At 57.0% G+C, this 19,731-nt stretch carries 5 protein-coding genes; all 5 read left to right on the forward strand.

Annotated elements, in window-relative coordinates; all coding sequences use genetic code 11:
- Window positions 1-2: 2 nt before the first annotated feature.
- From EBA_RS19570 to EBA_RS19590, 5 genes are read left to right on the forward strand one after another with little or no spacing between them, the layout of a single operon-like run.
- On the forward strand, window positions 3-9,281 hold the full coding sequence (locus EBA_RS19570; RefSeq protein ID WP_192376270.1) for a non-ribosomal peptide synthetase/type I polyketide synthase: 9,279 nt from the start codon (window positions 3-5) through the stop codon (window positions 9,279-9,281).
- 12 nt (window positions 9,282-9,293) lie between these two features.
- A complete protein-coding gene (locus tag EBA_RS19575; protein WP_192376271.1) occupies window positions 9,294-13,880 on the forward strand; it encodes a type I polyketide synthase in 4,587 nt (1,528 codons plus the stop codon).
- Window positions 13,881-13,937: 57 nt separating this feature from the next.
- Window positions 13,938-15,098, forward strand: coding sequence for an efflux RND transporter periplasmic adaptor subunit (locus tag EBA_RS19580; protein ID WP_229427853.1), 1,161 nt, complete (start codon window positions 13,938-13,940; stop codon window positions 15,096-15,098).
- A complete protein-coding gene (locus EBA_RS19585; RefSeq protein ID WP_192376272.1) occupies window positions 15,095-18,229 on the forward strand; it encodes an efflux RND transporter permease subunit in 3,135 nt (1,044 codons plus the stop codon). The genes EBA_RS19580 and EBA_RS19585 overlap by 4 nt, the downstream gene beginning before the upstream one ends.
- Window positions 18,230-18,231: 2 nt before the next feature.
- The gene (locus EBA_RS19590) at window positions 18,232-19,647 is read left to right on the forward strand and encodes an efflux transporter outer membrane subunit (protein ID WP_192376273.1); all 1,416 of its coding nucleotides are present in this window, start codon (window positions 18,232-18,234) and stop codon (window positions 19,645-19,647) included.
- The last annotated feature ends 84 nt before the right edge of the window (window positions 19,648-19,731 follow it).

The raw sequence follows: 19,731 nt of genomic DNA on the forward strand, positions 1-19,731 counted from the left end.
AGATGGCTCAAGGGCTCCCGGATGAACTCACTCCCTTGCAGAAAGCCTATACGGCTATCCAGCAATTGCGCGGTAAAGTCGATCGCCTCGAACAGGCGGCCAGCGAAGCTATCGCGATTATCGGCATGGGCTGCCGAACCCCCGGCGCTAACGATCCCGACGCCTTCTGGGAGCTTGTACGTAATGGCCGGGACGCAATCCGCGAAATTCCGGCGGAACGCTGGGACGCCTCCGCCTATTACGATCCGGAACCGGGTCGACCCGGCAAGGCCTATACCCGTTACGGCGGATTTATTGAACAGGCCGACCGCTTTGATGCGGCTTTTTTCGGCATTTCCGCGCGGGAAGCCGAAAGCATGGATCCGCAACAACGCCTGCTGCTCGAAGTCGCTTGGGAAGCGCTGGAACACGCCGGCTTACCGGCTTCACGACTGCTAGGCAGCCCGACCGGGGTGTTTGTCGGCGTCACCGCCAGCGATTACGGTCTGCTCCAGGCCGAACGCGCAGATCAAGGCCAGGTAAACCCCTATTTCAATACCGGCACCCCGTTAAATGCCTGTGCCGGCAGACTGTCCTATGTGCTGGGTTTGCAAGGCCCCTGCATGGCGGTCGATACAGCCTGTTCTTCCTCGCTGACGGCCATCCATTTGGCATGCACCGCGCTACGCGCCAAAGACTGCGATCTGGCGTTAAGTGGCGGCGTCAACCTGACGCTGTCGCCGTTGCTGAATATCACCCTATCCGCCGCCGGCATGATGTCGGCGGACGGACGCTGCAAAAGTTTCGACGATGCCGCCAACGGCTACGTCCGCGGCGAAGGCTGCGGCATTGTCATACTCAAACGTTACGCCGACGCCCTGACGGCGGGCGATCAGATCCTAGCGCTAATTCGCGGCTCGGGCGTGAACCAGGACGGTGCCAGCAGCGGATTTACCGTGCCGAACGGCGTGGCGCAACAAAAGCTGCTACGCCAAACCTTGAGCAAAGCCCGGGTGCAGGCGCACGAAATCGACTATATCGAAGCCCACGGAACCGGCACATCACTCGGCGATCCTATCGAAGCTCAGGCCTTGGGTGAAGTACTGGGCCAAGCACCAGGCCGGGAGCGCCCGCTACTGGTCGGCTCGGTAAAATCCAACATCGGTCATTTGGAATCGGCGGCCGGCGTTGCCGGATTGATCAAGCTGGTTCAGGCCCTGCGCCACGAAGAATTGCCGCCGACGCTGCACATAAAGCAGCCCAATTCACGCATCGGCTGGGACCAGCTGAATATCCGCCCTATCACCCAACTGACGCCCTGGCCCAGAGGCGAAAAACGCCGTTTGGCCGGGCTGAGCGCCTTTGGCGCCAGCGGCAGCAACGCCCATCTGATTCTCGAAGAAGCTCCGCTGAAAGAAACACTTTCTCCAGCGCAAGACCGCCCGCAGCATATTCTGGCCCTTTCGGCCAAAACCGAACCGGCGCTAAATGACTTGGCGGTTTCTTACCAACGATTTTTGCAGCAATCGTCAGCGCCGTTAGCGGACATCTGCTTCAGCGCCAATACCGGTCGTCAACATTTCAAACATCGCATTGCGGTGTGCGCCGAAGACCCGTCCCAGCTGCGGCAGCGGCTTGCCGCCTTTAGCGAAAACCAGGCCAGCCCCGGACTTTTTGTCGGCGGCCCTCCACCCGCCAAACCGCTACGACCGGTGTTGATGTTTAGCGGGCAGGGCTCTATTTATCCCGGCATGGGCCGCGATTTATATACTCTCCATCCCGGTTTTCGCCTGGCGATGGACGACTGTGCGGCCATCCTCGAACCGCTTTTGGAAAAACCGCTGCTGTCCGTCCTCTATGCCGAGACAAACCGTAGTGACAACGAAGACTTGCTTAAACAAGCGCGCTACGCCCAGCCCGCCCTGTTTGCCTTGCAATATGCCTTGACCGGTCTGTGGCGGTCCTTCGGCATGGAACCCGCCGCGGTATTCGGTCACAGCATAGGCGCTTATGCCGCAGCCTGTGTCGCCGGTGTATTCAGCCTTGAAGACGGCCTTAAATTGGTGGCTGAACGCGCCCGGTTGATGCAAACGCTCAGCGAGGATGGCTCGATGGCGGCGATTTTTGCCGATGAGGCGCGGGTGGCGACCGCCATCGCACCGCATCGGCAGCAGTTGAGCATCGCCGCGATCAACGGCCCCCAACATATCGTGGTCTCCGGCCGTAGCGCGGCGTTGGCCACATTACTCGAGCAGTTCCGCGAAGCCGGCATCGAAACCTATCCCTTGCAAGTGAGCCACGCCTTTCATTCGCCGCTGATGGAGCCTATCCTGGATCCGTTTGAGAGTTATGCCCGCCAAATCCGTTTCCAAGCGCCGAAGTTGCCGTTTATCTCCGACCTGAGCGGACGACCATTGGCCAGCGAAGAAATTCCCGATGCCGCGTATTGGCGCCGGCATTGCCGCCAGCCGGTTCGCTTCGCCGAAGGCTTGAACAGCCTACTCCCCAAGCTTGCAGTGAACGATGAAGATAAGGCGGCGCCTGCTGTTGGCCGAAATTTCGAACTATTTCTGGAAATCGGCCCCGGCCAAGTGTTAACGAATCTGGGCAAGCGCCTGAGCGGATCGGCCACTTGGCTGCCGTCCCTGCTGCAACAAAAACCCGACTGGACCGTGATCTCGACTAGCTTGGCCGAGGCTTACGCACGCGGCGCGGACGTCGACTGGTCTGGCTTCGATGCGGCATTTGGCCGCAACCGTGTTTGTGTCCCCACTTATGGCTTTCAACGCAAATCTTATTGGCTCCCTCCCAAGGAATCGACCATGACCAATCCGCAACCAGTGATGTCACAGCCTGTTCAAGATCAGCACGCCCGGCGCGCAGCCATTTTGGCCCGTCTGTGCCAGCTTTTTTCCGGCTTGCTACGCACCGATCCCGGCGAAATTGATACCCACGCCCAGTTCCTGGAAATGGGTGCCGACTCTCTGGTTCTGGTCGAAGGGGTGCGTATCGTTGAAGATAATTTCGGGATTAAACTCGAAATCCGGCAGTTTTTCGAAGAAATCACCACCCTAGACGCGATTGCCGGCTATCTGGCGGAGCGAAGCTGCGGCGATTTACCGCAACAGGCAGCGTCGGTAACAACCCAAGCGCCTCAATTGCAAACGCCGCCACCCACACCGGCGACCGCCAACAGCGCTCAATCCTTAAGCGCTCCCGTACCAACACCGGCAATCGCTTATCCAGCAACGGCATTAGCGGCTGGCGGCAGCGTCGACGGCAGCGCTTTACAACAAATCATCCTGGCCCAGACGCAACTAATGGCCCAGCAGTTGGCCGTTTTGCAGGGCTTGCCGGCGGCGGCAACCGTCGCCGGCACTCCGGTTCAAGCCGTCGCACAGAGTTCAGTTCCAGCGCAAGCCCTTGCCCAAACCGAGCGGCCGCAAGCGTCGGACAACTGTTCTTCGCCGCTACGGGCGCTCAACAATCCTATCGTTCCGGGCGCAAGCGGGCTGAGTCCGCAGCAAAGCCGACACCTTGAGAGCCTGATCGAGCGCTATCAGAAAAAAACCCCTAAATCTAAAGCGCTGGCTCAAGCCTGCAGGCCGGGATTGGCCGACAGTCGAGCCAGCATCGGCTTTCGTTTTTCGACCAAAGAAATCCTCTACCCCATCACCGGCGCCGAGTCGATGGGTTCACGGCTACGCGACATTGACGGCAACCGCTATGTCGACCTGACCATGGGCTTCGGCGTGCTGCTGTTCGGAAGCCGCCCCGAATTCATGCAGGGCGTGCTGGAAACGGAAATTCAACACGGCTTCCAGCTCGGCCCGCGCTCCGAGCATATGCAGGAAATCACCGAGCTATTCGCCGAAATAACCGGTCACCAACGCGTCGCCTTCACCAACTCAGGCACCGAAGCGATCATGATCGCATTGCGCCTGGCTCGCACCACCACAGGCCGACATAAAATCGTGATCTTCGAAGGCTCATACCACGGCCATTCCGACGGCACCCTGGCTAAAACCACCCGCGTCGACGGCGAACTTCGCTCCGAACCGGTATCACCCGGCGTACCGCCGAATCTGGCCAAGGATATTCTGGTACTCGAATACGGCACCCAGGAAAGCCTTAACATCATCCGCGAACATGCCCACGAAATAGCAGCGGTGCTGGTAGAACCCGTACAAAGCCGCCGCCTGGATTTTCAACCGCTTGAATTTTTGCAGCAATTGCGCGGCCTGACCCGGCAAACCGGCGTCGCGCTAATTTTCGACGAAATGATCAGCGGCTTCCGCGCCCATCCCGCCGGCGCGCAAGGGCTGTTCGGTATCAAAGCCGATCTTGCCACCTACGGCAAAATTATCGGCGGCGGCATGCCCATCGGTGCCGTCGCCGGAGATGCACGCTTCCTCGACGGTATCGACGGCGGTTTCTGGCAATACGGCGACGCCTCCTATCCGCGCGCTACCCGCACCTATTTCGGCGGCACGTTCTGTCAGCACCCGTTTTCGATGGCCGCCTGCCTGGCCACGCTACGCCATCTCAAAGAGCAAGGACCGGCGCTGCAAGAACGCCTCAATCAACGCACCGCCGCATTGGCCAAATCCCTCAACGACTATTTCATAGCCGAGAAATTGGAACTTCGGGTATGCCATTTCGCCTCGACCTTCCACTTCAAGTTTCCCGGCAATCTGGAGATGTTTTACTACCACTTGCTGGAAAAAGGCGTGTACATCTGGGAATGGCGCGCCTGTTTCCTGTCCACGGCCCATACTGAAGAAGACCTTGAGCTGCTGATTCGGGCAGTCAAGGAAAGCGTTGCGGAATTACGCCAAGGCGGCTTCTTGCCGGAATGCAATCAAGCGGCCGCCATTGCCACCCATAAACACCTGGCGGATTCCACGGATAGAACCTGGTTCCGCCACAACTCCAAGCTCAGCCACCGGGAAAGCGCATTTCCGGCCAGGACTGCATCGACGACAGGGCGACGCGGCCTGGCTTTCGGACTGTTCTATTTCGGCAATTACGATGCCGATTTTTCCGACGGCAAATACGATCCGCTGCTGGAAGGCGCGCGTTATGCCGACCGCGAAGGCTTTCGGGCGCTATGGATTCCCGAACGGCATTTCAGCGAATTCGGCGGATTTTCACCCAATCCTTCGGTGCTGGCCGCCGCATTGGCGCGTGAGACCCAACACCTGCAACTGCGCGCCGGCAGCGTGGTCTTACCGCTGCATAACCCGGTCCGGGTCGCGGAAGAATGGGCGTTGGTGGACAACCTGTCCAACGGTCGCGTCGGCATTGGTTTTGCTTCGGGCTGGCATCCTAACGACTTCGTGTTCGCACCCGATGCTTACGGCCATCACCGCGAGTTAACCTTTGAAGGCATAGAAACCATCCGGCATTTGTGGCGGGGGGAAAGCATCACGCGGCGCGGCGGCAACAATAGTCAGGTTGAACTGAGCATTTACCCGCGGCCGAAACAAGCATCGCTCCCCGCCTGGCTCACCATCGTCAATAACCCGGACACCTACCGTAAAGCCGGCGAGATGGGGCTGGGCGTGCTGACCAATCTGATGGGCCAATCGCTGGAAGACCTGGCGGACAATATTGCCACCTATCGGCAAGCCTTGGCTGAACATGGTCACGACCCCAAGGCTGGCAATGTCACGGTATTGATCCACACCTATCTGTGCGCCGACGCCGAACAAGCTATACGCGAAGCCCGCCAGCCGATGTGCGACTATTTGCTGTCCAGCATCGGCCTGTTCCAGAAAATGGCCCAGGACGTAGGGCCGTCTACGGATTTAGAACGGGTAACACCGGAAGATAAAGCCTACATCGTCGGCAAAGCCTATGAAAAATATGTGGCCAGCAGCGCCTTGATCGGCTCCCCCGAAAGTTGTGTGCCGATTGTCGAAAAACTGCTCAGTATCGGCGTCGATGAACTCGCTTGTTTCGTCGACTTCGGCGTCGCGCCCGCTTCGGTCATCGCCAACCTGCCGCAAATCAGCGAGCTCAAGGCAAAATACCCTGAGGTCGCTTCCGGCAGCCAGCCTGGATTTGCGCTGAGCGAAGCGCAAAAACAATTGTGGGTGCTGGGCCAGCTCGATAAAGACGGTCATCGCGCCTATAACGATCCGGCGGCGATGTTGCTGCAAGGACCGCTGAATCAAGCGGCGCTGCGCTTCGCCTTGGAACAGACCATTGCTCGCCACGAATCCTTGCGTACCCTCATCGACGCCACCGGCGAACAGCAATGGGTGCAAGCGCCGCTAGCGCTAAGCCTGCCTTGTATCGATTTAAGCGCCGAGAAAGATCCCGAAGCCAAACTTCAACACTGGTTACAGGAGCAAACCCGGCAGCTATTCGACTTCACACAGGGCCCCTTGTTCTACCCCACCCTCCTCAAACTCGGCGCCGAACGCCATGTGCTGTCGCTGTCCGCCCATCACATCATTGGCGATGGCCCCTCCACGGGCATCGTCCTGAATGACATCATGGCTTTCTACGCAGCGGCTTGCCGTGGCGAGACCGCCAAGCTGGCTACGCCGATTCAATATCGCGATTTCATCCGCTGGCAGCAAACCCAAATCAACTCGGCGGCGATGGCGGAACACGAACGCTATTGGCTGCAACAATTCGCCACACCGCTTCCGGCTTTGGACTTGCCGGCCGACCGCCAGCGTCCCTCCGTCAAAACCTATAACGGCGCTAGAGCAAGCTCGACAATCGAAGCCAGCCTGCTGCAAGCCCTGAAAAACCTGGGGAGCCAACAGGGTTGTACCTTGTATATGGTCTTGCTGGCGGCATACTCGGTGTTGTTGCACCGACTCAGCGGTCAACAGCGACTAGTCATCGGCGCACCCTACACCGGACGCGGACTGGAAGGCGGCAATGCTTTGGTCGGCTACTGTGTGCACCTGCTGCCCATAGTCAGCGAAATCAACCCAGCCAGCCGTTTCGACCAACACTTGCTGCAAATCCGCAATACCTTGCTCAATGCTTACCAGCACCAGGATTATCCATTCGCCCGCCTGCTCGACACACTCAAGCTTAAGCGCGACAACAGCCGTTCGCCTTTGCTCGGCAGCATTTTTAACCTTGAACGCCAGGCGGAGATCCCCGAAGTCGAGGGCTTACAGCTAAAGGTGTATCCGCAACCGCGCAGTTACACCAGCGTCGACCTGACCCTGACCGCGAATCTGCGCGACGATCAACTGCAGTTGGAATGCGATTACAACACCGATCTTTTCGATGCCGCGACGATACAGCGGCTGCTCGGTTACTATCAAACCCTGCTCGAAGCGGTCGTCAGCCAGCCGGAGCGAAGCCTGAACCGCCTGCCTTTATTGAGCGAAGCGGAACGACTGATGCAAATCCTGCAATGGAACCAAACCGAACCTGCCGCCTGTCCGACTTGTTTTCATACCTTGTGGGAGGAACAGGTCGCCAAACATCCCGACCGCATCGCACTGGTAGAGGACGGTCCGGAGGGCAAGCTGTTTAGCTATGACAATCTCAATCGGCGCGCCAACCGCCTGGCCCATTATCTGCGCAGCATCGGCGTCGGCCCGGACCGGCGAGTCGGCATTTGCCTGGAGCGTTCCTGGCAACTGATGGTCGCGCTGTTGGCCAGCCTCAAAGCCGGCGGCGCTTACCTGCCCATGGATCCCAGCTATCCAGCCGCGCGCTTGGCTTTCTTGCAAAGCGATGCGGAAGTGGCCGTGTTACTGACTCAGGAAAAGCTATTGCCGCGACTGACAGATCTGCCTCGGCAAGTCTGTTGTCTGGACCGGGATGCCGACACCATCAATCGCGAGTCCGACAGCAATCCGCTCAACACTGTTTTGCCCCATCATCTGGCCTATGTCATCTACACCTCGGGATCGACCGGCAAACCCAAAGGGGCGATGATTTCACATCAAGGCTTGGTCAATTATCTGCAATGGGCGGTAAGCGCCTACAAGGTCGATCAAGGCGATGGCGCACCGGTGTTGGGCTCCATCGGTTTCGACGCCACCGTCACCAGCCTGTTCGTACCCTTGCTGGCCGGACGCCAAGTGGTTTTGCTACCCGACGGCGAGGAACTCGAAGCCCTGGCCGCCCTACACCGCTCCCCATACCGGTTTAGTTTTATCAAGCTGACCCCGGCTCATCTGGAGATTCTAAATGCCCTGCGTGCCGCCGACCCCAACGCCTCCGCCCATCTCGCCCGCTATTTGGTCCTCGGCGGCGAAGCCTTGCCGGGAGCCTCGCTCGATCCTTGGTTCAGGGATACCGATACGCTGGCGGTCAACGAGTACGGCCCAACCGAAACCGTGGTCGGTTGCTGCACCTATCTGGCCGATAGACCGATTGCCGGGTCCGTGCCGATTGGCAGACCCATTCGCGCCACCCGTCTGTATGTACTGGATCAATATCTGCAAGCCGCGCCGCCGGGCGTTCCCGGCGAACTGTACATCGGCGGCGAGGGACTGGCCCGCGGTTATCTGGACAGACCGGGCCAGACCGCCGCCGCCTTCGTACCCGATCCGTTTAGCGATGATGTCGGCGAACCGGGTGCCCGTTTATACAAAACTGGCGACCGTGCCCGCTATTTGGCCGACGGCACGCTGATATTCCTGGGCCGCATCGATCATCAAATCAAACTGCACGGCTATCGTATCGAACTGGGAGAAATCGAAGCCGTTCTCACCGACCAGCCGAATGTGCGCGAGGCCGTGGCCCTGCTGCGTGAGGATCAACCCGGCCATCACAGGCTGGTAGCCTATGTAACTCCGATACCGGATCAATCGCTGGATACCGACCAATTGCGCCAAGCGCTCAAATTGCTGCTGCCGGAATATATGGTGCCGGCCGTTATCGTGCCGCTGACAGAGATGCCGTTGACCAGTCACGGCAAGGTCGACCGCCTGGCCTTGCCCGTCCCCGATCGGTCGCGTCCCGATCGGGCCGAAGACTTCATGCCGCCCGGCAATGACATCGAACGCCAGATCGCCGCCGTCTGGCAGGAAATCCTGCAACTGGACAACGTGGGCATTCGCGACAACTTTTTCGATATAGGCGGCAACTCCCTGCTGATACTGCAAGCCTATCAAAAACTGCAAGCGCTATTGCCAACCGATTGTCTGGTGGTCGAGCTATTCAAATACCCGACGATCAGCGCGTTGGCGGCGTTTATCGGCAACGACACGGCACCGATTCAAGTCGATTACGAGGTGATCAAAAACCGGGTCAGCCGCCAAAAAGCCGCCGTCGATCAGCAAGCTCGTCGACGCAGCACCACTCATGTCTAGGAAGTAGAGGCTATGAATCACGAAGAAATAGGCGAAGACCAAGAAAACATCGCCATCGTCGGCATCGCCGTGCGCATGCCGGGCGCGCCCGACCTGGAAAGCTTTTGGCAAAACCTGCGCGACGGCGTGGAAGCCGTGTCGCTATTCTCCGAAGCCGAGATGCTGGCTTCGGGCCTGGACCTGGAAACCATCCGTGATCCGCTATTCGTGCCGGCCAAGGCGATCTTGGACGACGTGGAAATGTTCGATGCGCCATTTTTCGGAATTTCCCCGCGGGAAGCCGAGTTGATGGATCCGCAACATCGCTTGATGATGGAGTGTGCCTGGGAAGTGCTGGAGCACGCCGGTTACGATTCGGAAACCTACCCAGGCCGAATCGCCGTGTTTACCAGCGCGGGCATGAACACCTATCTGCCTTTTAATATTCTTTCCAATCCCGGTTTGCTGCAGCAAGTCGGCGGTTTTCAACTGTCCATTTATAACGATAAGGACTTTGTCCCCAGCCGGATCGCCTACAGCATGAATCTCAAGGGACCGGCGATCGACATCGGCACCGCCTGCTCCTCCTCGCTGGTCGGCGTACACTTTGCCTGCCAACACCTGCTGACCTATCAATCCGATATGACGCTGGTCGGCGGCATCTCCATCCATTTGCCGGAAAAAATGGGGCATTTATATGAAGCGGGAACGGCGTATTCTCCCGATAGCCACTGCCGCCCATTCGACGCCGAACCTAGCGGCTTAATCGATGGCAATGGCGTTGCCGCAGTGGTCCTAAAACGGCTCAGCGAAGCCCTGGCGGATGGCGACCGCATTTACGCAGTCATCAAAGGTAGCGCGATCAATAACGACGGCGCGGCGAAAGTCGGCTATTCGGCGCCCAGCATCAACGGTCAGGCCGAAGTCATCGTCGAGGCGCAAGCCGTGGCAGGGGTTAGTCCGGCGACCATCAGTTACGTCGAAACCCATGGCACGGCAACGCCTTTGGGCGACCCAATCGAAGTTGCCGCCCTCACCCAGGCCTTTCGCGCCGGCACGGATAAAAAGGGCTACTGCGGGATAGGCTCGGTCAAATCCAACATCGGCCATGTCGATAAAGCGGCGGGGCTGGCGGGCTTGATCAAAACCGCGCTGGCGCTCGATCACGGCATGATTCCCCCCAACTTGCATTTTAAACAGCCTAACCCCAAGTTGAACCTAGCCGACAGCCCTTTTTACGTCGTCGGCAGTTTGCAAGCCTGGCCCCGCGACCCAGCCGCGCCGCGCCGCGCCGGTATCAGCTCGTTTGGGGTGGGCGGAACCAACGCCCACGCCATCCTCGAAGAAGCCCCGCTGCCCGAGCCAGGGTCATCCTCCCGTCCGCTGCAACTGATGATGATTTCCGCGAAAACCGATGCAGCGCTGTCGGCCGCGGCGAAAAATATGGCCGCTTTTCTGGAACGAGAACCGCACATAAATCTGGCCGACACCTGCCATACCTTGCAAAAAGGCCGCAGGGCATTCGCCCACCGGCGGGCCTTTACCTGCACGTCCACCGGGGAAGCGATTAAAGCACTCCGCACCATGCCGAACAGCCACGTCGATCATCAAGCCCAACGCGGCGTGGTGTTTATGTTCCCCGGCCAGGGCAGCCAATATCCGGGCATGGGCGCAGAGTTGTATCTTCAAGAAGCGGTATTCCGGGAACAAATCGATTTATGCGCGCAAATCCTGCTGCCGGAACTCGGCCTGGACATTCGGACATTATTGTTCCCCAACGCCACCGAAACGGCAGCGGCGGCCATCCAATTAAAACAAACCGCACTGGCGCAACCGGCGTTGTTTAGCATCGAGTACGCCTTGGCGCGATTATGGATGAGCTGGGGCTTAAAACCCTACGCCATGATTGGCCACAGTCTCGGCGAATACGTTGCCGCATGTATCGCCCGGGTTTTCTCGCTGTCCGACGCCTTAACCCTGGTCGCAGCCAGAAGCCGATTGATGCAGTCCATGCCGGTCGGCGCCATGCTGGCGGTGCCTATGGCTGAACCGGCACTGCTGACGCTGCTGGCTGAAATAGCGCAGCCGATCGACCTTGCCGCCGTCAACGGCCCCGAACTGTGCGTGGTCTCCGGCCCGCTGTCGGCAATTGAATTGCTACAAAATCGACTGAATACTCAAGGCCTGTCCAGCCGCTTGCTGCATACCTCGCACGCCTTCCATTCTGCGGCGATGCAGCCTATTCTGGCGCCCTTTACCGAATTACTGCGGGCTATTGAACTCAAGCCGCCGCAAATCCCCTATCTGTCCAATCTCACCGGAACCTGGATTAGCGCAGCAGAAACCTGTAGCCCTGATTATTGGGCCAAACATTTGCGCCACAGCGTGCGCTTTGGTGAGGGACTTGCGGTGTTACTGGCGACCGATGCTACTCCGGTATTGTTGGAAGTTGGGCCGGGACGCACCCTGGGCGGTTTGGCAGGGCTTGCCGCCGGCTTGAAAACGCAGCCCCTATGTCTGTCTAGCCTGCCTCAAGCTCAGGAAAATCGCGATGCGCAGAGTTTTCTGCTACGTAGTCTCGCCGATTTATGGCTGGCCGGCATCGACATTGATTGGAATGGATTCTACCGAGATGAGCGGCGCTTGCGCGTACCGCTGCCCACCTATCCTTTTCAGCGTCGTCGCTACTGGATAGAAGCGGGCAAACCTGTCGCCGGAGAAGCCGCAAAAAGCACTGCAGGCAGCAGACAAGCCAACCCGGCCGACTGGTTCTACCTGCCGTCGTGGAAAGCCAGTCTTGCCCCGACGCCCTCGGCATCAGTCTCTGCATGGCTGGTGTTCGCCGACGAAATCGGACTGGCTGAGACATTGACCACGGATCAGGCACAAAACGATCGCCAAATCATTACCGTTAACGTTGGCGCCGGTTTTACCCGGCAACATCAGCGCGCTTACAGCATAAACCCGACCAATCCCTCCGACTTCGATGCGCTACTAGACGCTTTGGACCGGGAAAACGCACTGCCAAGACAGATTGTCTATCTATGGGCATTGAGCAAACCCGATGCCGGCGCGACAGACTTGAGCCGACACTGCGACCCGCTGCTAGCGCTGATTCAAGCACTGAGCCGGCGGCCTGACGGTGTGCCGGTCGAGCTCAGCGTGATCGGCAACGGCATTCGCGATGTCGGCGCTAACGAGCCTATCGATCCGGGCAAAGCCTCGCTGCTCGGTCTGCTGCGTACCCTGCCCTGGGAGTTGCCTCATCTCAGTGCGCAAGCGATTGATATTCCGCTGCCGACGACGGCGGTTCAACTACACCGCCTAGCCAGCCGCTTGTCCCGAGAATTGAGCGTTGAGGCAAAAGAGCCTCTGCTGGTCCTGCGCAATGGCTACCGCTGGATTCCCAGCCTGGAAGCGGTTAGGCCGGATAGTCCGCATGAAGAAGTCCCGTGCTTGCTTCGCAACGGCGGGATTTATCTGATCACCGGCGGCCTCGAAGGCATCGGCTTGTTGTTTGCCCGGCACGTGGCCGCCATGGTTCAAGCCAAACTGATACTCACCACCTCGGCTTCGTTGGATTCCATCGCCGTGGAACAAATTCGCGCGCTGGAAGCTTTGGGTTGCGAAGTGTTGCCCCTCCGTCTTGTCGACTTCGATACGCCTAGTCTTAATTCGGTATTGAACCAGGCGGAACACCACTTCGGGGGGCTTGACGGCGTCATCCACGCGGCGGACATGAGCAGTTCTCGTCCGTTTTCCTTGATGCAAACCATAGGCAAAGCAGAGCAGGACGCCTACTGGCAAATCCAGCAACAATCCCTTAACGCCCTAAAGCAATCTCTCGAACAGCGGCATATCGAATTCTGCCTGTTGATGTCCTCCTTAGCCGCCGAACTCGGCGGTATTGGACAAGCGACTCATGCCGTTGCCTGCGTTTATTTGGAGGCCTTTGCCAGGCAACACAATCAGACCGGCGCCTACCCCTGGATCGTCGTGCAATGGGATGTATGGCAAGAAGAAGGTGAAGCACCCGGGATAAACTCGGCCTTGGCCGACATTGCCATGACCCCGCAGGAAGGCGGCAATGCCTTCCTGCGTCTGATGGCATTGGGCGAATCGACCGCTATCATCATTGCCACCAGCGATCCTCGTTTCCGCCGAAAGGCTCTCGACCGCATGTCGGATACCCCGGCAACGACCCAAACATCCGCTGCCGGCAAGCGTCACGACCGTCCCGACTTGGACTATCCTTATCAGGCTCCTCGTAATGAAAGTGAAATGGCGATCGCGGAATTATGGCAAGAATACTTGGGCATCGACAAAATCGGCATTCACGATAACTTTTTCGACTTGGGAGGACACTCCTTGCTTGCCACGCAACTGGTGTCACGGCTTCAGCATACGTTCAAGGTAGACCTGGAATTGACGCTGTTTTTCATTGCGCCAACGATTGCCGAATTAAGCGAAACATTGCTAAAAAAACAGCTTGAATCAAGCGACGAAGATCAATTGGCCGAGTGGCTCGACAAACTCGAACAAATGTCCGAGGACGAAGCGCAAGCCCTGCTGGAAAGCGGTAGTCTGCCGGCGGAGTTGCTCAATGCACTCGGACATTAGCCATGGTTTTTTCTTTCTCGCCCTAAATTTTATAACCGGATACATTCGAGGCACATCGTGAAATCAAGTCTGCGCCGAACCACCATCCTTTGGACGCTTCCCTGCTTGTTGGTTCTGTTGCTGGCGGCGTGTCAAGAACAGCATACACCACCGGCGTTCCCGCCGCCCGAAGTGACCGTCCAGCATATTGAGGCTAAAACGATCCCTATTGAATGGGATTTTGTCGGCCAAACAGAAAGTTCTCGCCTCGTCGAAATCCGCACTCGCATCGAAGGCGTTATTGATAAACGCCTATTCGAGGAAGGTACGCTGGTGCGGAAAGGTCAAGTCTTGTATCAATTGGATGACCGCTCGTTTGCCGCCGCCTTACAAGGCGAAAAAGGCAACTTGGCTCAACAGGTAGCCAAGCAGAAAAACGCAAAACGCGATGAGGAAAGACTCAATTACCTGATATCGGAAAAAGCCGTTAGTCAAAAAGACCTTGACGATGCGGTGTCCGCATTGACTGAAGCAGACGCGGCAGTGCAAACGGCCAAAGCCAATGTCACGACGGCGGAATTAAACTTGAGTTATGCCACGATCACATCGCCACTAACCGGCTTAACGGGTCAGAGCAAAAAAGCCGATGGCAGTTTTATCAGCCCAGGCCAGGACGGCTTACTGACCACAGTCACACAGACCGACCCGATGTGGGTCAAATTCAGCGCTTCGGAAACCCGTCTGTTGAAAGTCTCCGAAGCCGTCATGAAAAACCAGTTACTCATGCCGGAGAACAGTAGCTTTGTGGTGCAACTGCATCTGGCTGACGGCTCTACCTATCCCGTTGACGGCACTCTGAATTTTTCCGACAAACAATATTCTACCGACACCGGCACACGGGAGTTTCGCGCCACTTTTACGAATCCCGAGATGAGACTGGTTCCCGGTCAGTTTGTGCGGGTTAAGCTAAAAGGCGCTAAACGACCCAACGCCATTCTGGTTCCTCAACGTTCGGTGTTGCAAGGCCAACAAGGTAAATACCTTTACGTGGTCGGCCCCGATGACAAAGCGGAAATACGCCCGGTTGAAATGGGCGATTGGTACAACGACGAATGGATTGTCGAAAGCGGTCTACAAAGCGGCGAACGGGTGATAGTGGACGGCGTCAGTCACGTGGCACCCAATATGCCGGTAAAACCGCAACAGGCGGCGGCCGACAGTAGCAGGAGTCAGCCGTGAGCATTGGATTTTTTATCAGCCGACCTATTTTCGCTGCTATCCTATCAATCGTCATCGTTATGGCGGGTCTATTAGCCTTGCGTCAACTACCCGTGGCGCAGTTTCCCGATATTTCTCCACCGCAGATCCAGGTATCCGCCACCTACCCCGGCGCCAGTGCCGAAACCGTGGCGCAAACAATCGCCGCACCGATTGAGCAACAAGTCAACGGCGCGGAAAACATGCTGTACATGAACTCTAGCAGTGCATCCAATGGCTCTCTGGGGCTGAGCATCATATTCGACATTGGCACCGATATCGATAAAGCGCAGACCGATGTACAAAATCGCGTCAAGATGGCCGAAGCGCAACTGCCGGACGAAGTACGCCGTGGCGGCGTCTCGGTCACAAAGTCTACTTCCAGCATTTTGCTGATGTTGGCCATTAAATCGGATGGCCGTTACGATCCTACCTACATCAGTAACTACGCTAGTCTGCATGTCCTGGACAAACTCAAACAAATTCCTGGCGCCAACCAAGTTGCCCCCATGGGTTCATCCGATTACGCCATGCGCATCTGGTTAAAACCCGACAACATGGCGCATCTTGGCATCACTACCGCGGACATCCGTAACGCGATTTCCCAGCAAAACACTCAGTTCGCCGTCGGCCAGATTGGGCAAAAGCCGACGTCAGAACCCGTCGCGCTCACCCTGCCCATAGCGGCGGAAGGCCGTCTCACCGACCCCAAAGCGTTTGAAGAGATTATCCTGCGCGCCAACATTGACGGCGCCATCCGCTTGCGCGACGTCGCCACTGTGGAACTGGGAGCGCAGAGTTATGACATGTTGACCAGGCTCAATGGAGAAAACGCCACCCTGATAGCGGTCTATCAACAACCCGGCGCCAATGCGCTGGATGTCGCGGCACAAGTCAGGGCAACCATGGATCGTTTGTCTACCACATTCCCGGCAGGCATCAGCTACGCCATTCCCTACGACACGACAGAGTTTGTCGAAATATCGATCGAGGAAGTCATTGACACCTTGTTTGAAGCCATCATCTTGGTGATCGGCGTTGTATTCCTGTTTCTGCAAAATTGGCGCGCCACGCTGATTCCGACCTTAGCCGTACCGGTATCCATTATCGGCACCTTGGCGGGCATGTATATTTTGGGTTTTTCAGTTAACACGCTCACCCTGTTCGGCATGGTGCTGGCTATCGGACTGGTGGTCGACGATGCGATCGTGGTGATCGAGAATGTGGAGCGCAATATACGTGAACTGGGGCTGAGAGGCCGCGAAGCAGCGACTCACGCCTTGTCTGAAGTCGCTGGGCCGGTGGTTGCCACGACCTTGGTGCTGATTGCCGTATTTCTACCGGTATCGTTTCTCGGCGGTATGACCGGACAGCTCTATAAACAATTCGCCATCACCATCGCCATATCGGTAGCGCTATCGGCCATCGTTGCCCTGACCCTGAGCCCGGCTTTGGCGGCCATCCTTATCAAGCCGACCGAACACCAAAAGCCGCGTCTGTTTCTATGGTTCGACACCGCGCTGGAAAAAACCACCCAGCGCTACCTCGGCGGCGTCCGTTGGCTATTACGCCATACCGCTGTCGGCATACTGCTGTATGTTTGCATGGTTGCCGCCATCGTCGGCCTGTTTAAAGTCGTACCGACCAGTTTTGTTCCCCCGGAAGATCAAGGCACGCTATTTAGCGTCGTTTTGCTACCGGACGCAGCCAGCCTGGACCGCACCGGCGCAGCAGTACAGCAAGTGGAAAACTTGGTAAAAAACAATCCGGCGTTACGCGATATAGCCTCTATTACCGGCATGAATCTGATGGATGGCGGCAACGAGACGAATGCCGGGGTGTTATTTCTGTCCCTGAAAAATTGGAAAGATAGAATCAAACCGGAGTTGCAAGCCGAAAACGTGTTGGGCCGTTTGATGCAACAAGCCTCCAGTATCAAAGAGGCGATGGTGATGTTCATGAATCCCCCCTCCATCCCCGGTCTCGGTGTAGCGGGTGGCTTCGAATTCTGGATTCTCAACCAGGGTGCCGGCGATACGGCCACCTTGGAAGCCATGACCCAAAAGGTCATCGCCAAAGCCAGTCAGCACCCGGAATTACAAGGTGTCTCCACCAGCATTAACTCCAACTCGCAACAATTATCCATCACCCTCGACCGAGACAAGACTTGGGCCATGGATGTGGCTATCGGCGACGTTTTCGATACCTTACAAGGTATGTTCAATACCACCTATGTTAACGATTTCAATAAATTCGGCCGCACCTACCAGGTGTTGTTACAAGCGGCCCCTCAATACCGCAGTCGCCCTGAAGATATCGAAAAAGTTTTTGTCCGTAGCACCTCCGGTACGATGGTCCCCCTCAGCAGCTTACTGAGTGTGCATTATGCCAACGGCCCAGACTCCATTAGCCGTTTCAACGGTTTCCCCGCAGCCCGTATCAACGGCGCCGCCGCGATGGGCTACAGCTCCGGTCAAGCCATGTTAGCGATGGAACAAGCGGCGCAAGAGGTCCTGCCGGACAGCATGTCATTCGCTTGGGGCGGACAGTCGTTTCAAGAAAAAGCCTCGGGCAGTTCATCGGGTTCGGCGTTTGCTTATGGCATTTTGATGGTATTTCTGATTCTCGCCGCCCAATACGAACGGCTGATATTACCCTTTGCCGTGATGTTGGCGGTACCTTTTGGCTTGTTCGGCGCCTTTCTTGTAGTCTGGGCCAGCCACATGCAGGACGACGTCTATTTCCAAATCGGCTTGGTCACGCTGATTGCGCTCAGTGCCAAAAACGCCATACTAATCGTTGAATTCGCGTCGCTTAAACACGAGCAAGGCATGGATGTGGTGGATGCCGCCCTGGAAGCCTGCCGACTCCGCTTTCGTCCGATTCTAATGACGTCCTTTTCTTTCATCCTTGGGGTATTACCGTTGGTGCTTAGTACCGGTGCCGGCGCAAACAGCCGGCACTCTATCGGTATAGGCATTATGGGCGGTATGGTCAGCGCTACCGTATTAGCCGTGTTTTTTGTGCCCTTATTTTTCGTATTACTGGAGAAGACCCGAGAAAACAGGACAACAAAGCCGACCGATAGCGTCATTACGAATCAGGAAATCTAATCATGCGTCTCATCTTGATCCTCCTATTCCTACCCTTAGCACTATCGAGCTGTTCCATGGTCGGTCCGGATTACCAACCACCTACATCGTCGATACCGGATGCTTGGCGTTTTGCCCCAACCGAAACTGTTTCGGCTGGCGATAGCCGCTGGTGGGAGCAATTCGGCGACCCCGTACTGAATCAACTCATTGAACAGGCGCTTCTGTATAACAAAGATCTGCAAATCGCGACGGCCACGGTGGAAGAATATTTGGGCACCTATCGGGTAACCCGCGCCGACCTGTTTCCACAAATCAGTGGCAGCGCCGCATACCAAAGGCAAAAAAATTCCGACGAGATCTCGGGAGCGATACCAACTCCCGCCTACAACAATTTTCAATCCGCGCTAAACCTTTCCTGGGAAATCGACGTATGGGGCAGATTGAGGCGCGCTACCGAATCCGCCCGCGCCAACCTGTTTGGGCAGGAAGAAGTCCGGCGCACCGTGGTTCTGACGCTTGTCACCAGCGTAGCCCGTTCCTATGTGCAATTGCGAGAGCTGGACCAGCGCTTGGAAATTGCCAAACGCACCGAGCTTGACCGGAAAGAAGCCTACCGCATCGCCCAAGCACGACTCAAAGGAGAGCTCAACTCCGAAGCTGATGTACGGCAAGCGGAATCGGAGGTTCATAGTACAGCGACTTCAGTATCGCAACTGAACGCACAGGTCGCGCAAAAAGAACACGAACTATGCGTGCTTCTGGGCCGGAACCCAAGCACGATACAACGTGGATTATCACTCACCGAACTGCAGGTGCCCGGCATACCGGCGGGACTTCCTTCGGATTTATTAACCCGCCGTCCCGATATACGCAAGGCAGAGCAAGATTTAATCGCCGCAAACGCCAATATCGGCGTAGCCAAAGCCGAATACTTCCCAAAATTCACGATTACCGGCGCAATGGGCAGTGCCAGCGCTGATTTCAGCCGCCTGCTGGATGGACCGGCGGGCGCGTGGAGCTACGGGTTAGGATTAGCCATGCCCTTGCTCACCGCCGGCAAAATCGCCGGTCAAGTAAAAGCCGCTGAAGCCCGAGAACAAGAATCGCTATTCGCCTATCAAAAGACCCTACTGCAAGCCTTCCAAGAAACTGAAGATGCGTTAGTGAATAACAGTGCAATCTTGGAACAAGTGCGGGCATTAAGTCGTCAAGTCGCGGCCTTGCGAGAGTATCGGAGGCTAGCATTACTGCGTTATAACAATGGCCTTACCGATTACCTGGTAGTCTTGGATGCACAACGCAATCAGTTCACCACCGAACTATCCCTTGCCACCGCTCAAAGCAACTCATTGCAATCGGTGATCAATTTATACAAAGCACTTGGCGGCAGTTGGATAGAAAAAGTGTCGGAAAAACCGGAAATGCCGGCTAGTTAACATGTTAATGCGCCGCACTCCGCCGCATCTACCGATTGCCAGACACGACTTGCCCCCACGGACGTCGTATTTTGTTTCGCTATA

Source organism: Methylomonas albis, assembly GCF_014850955.1.
GTDB lineage: Bacteria > Pseudomonadota > Gammaproteobacteria > Methylococcales > Methylomonadaceae > Methylomonas > Methylomonas albis.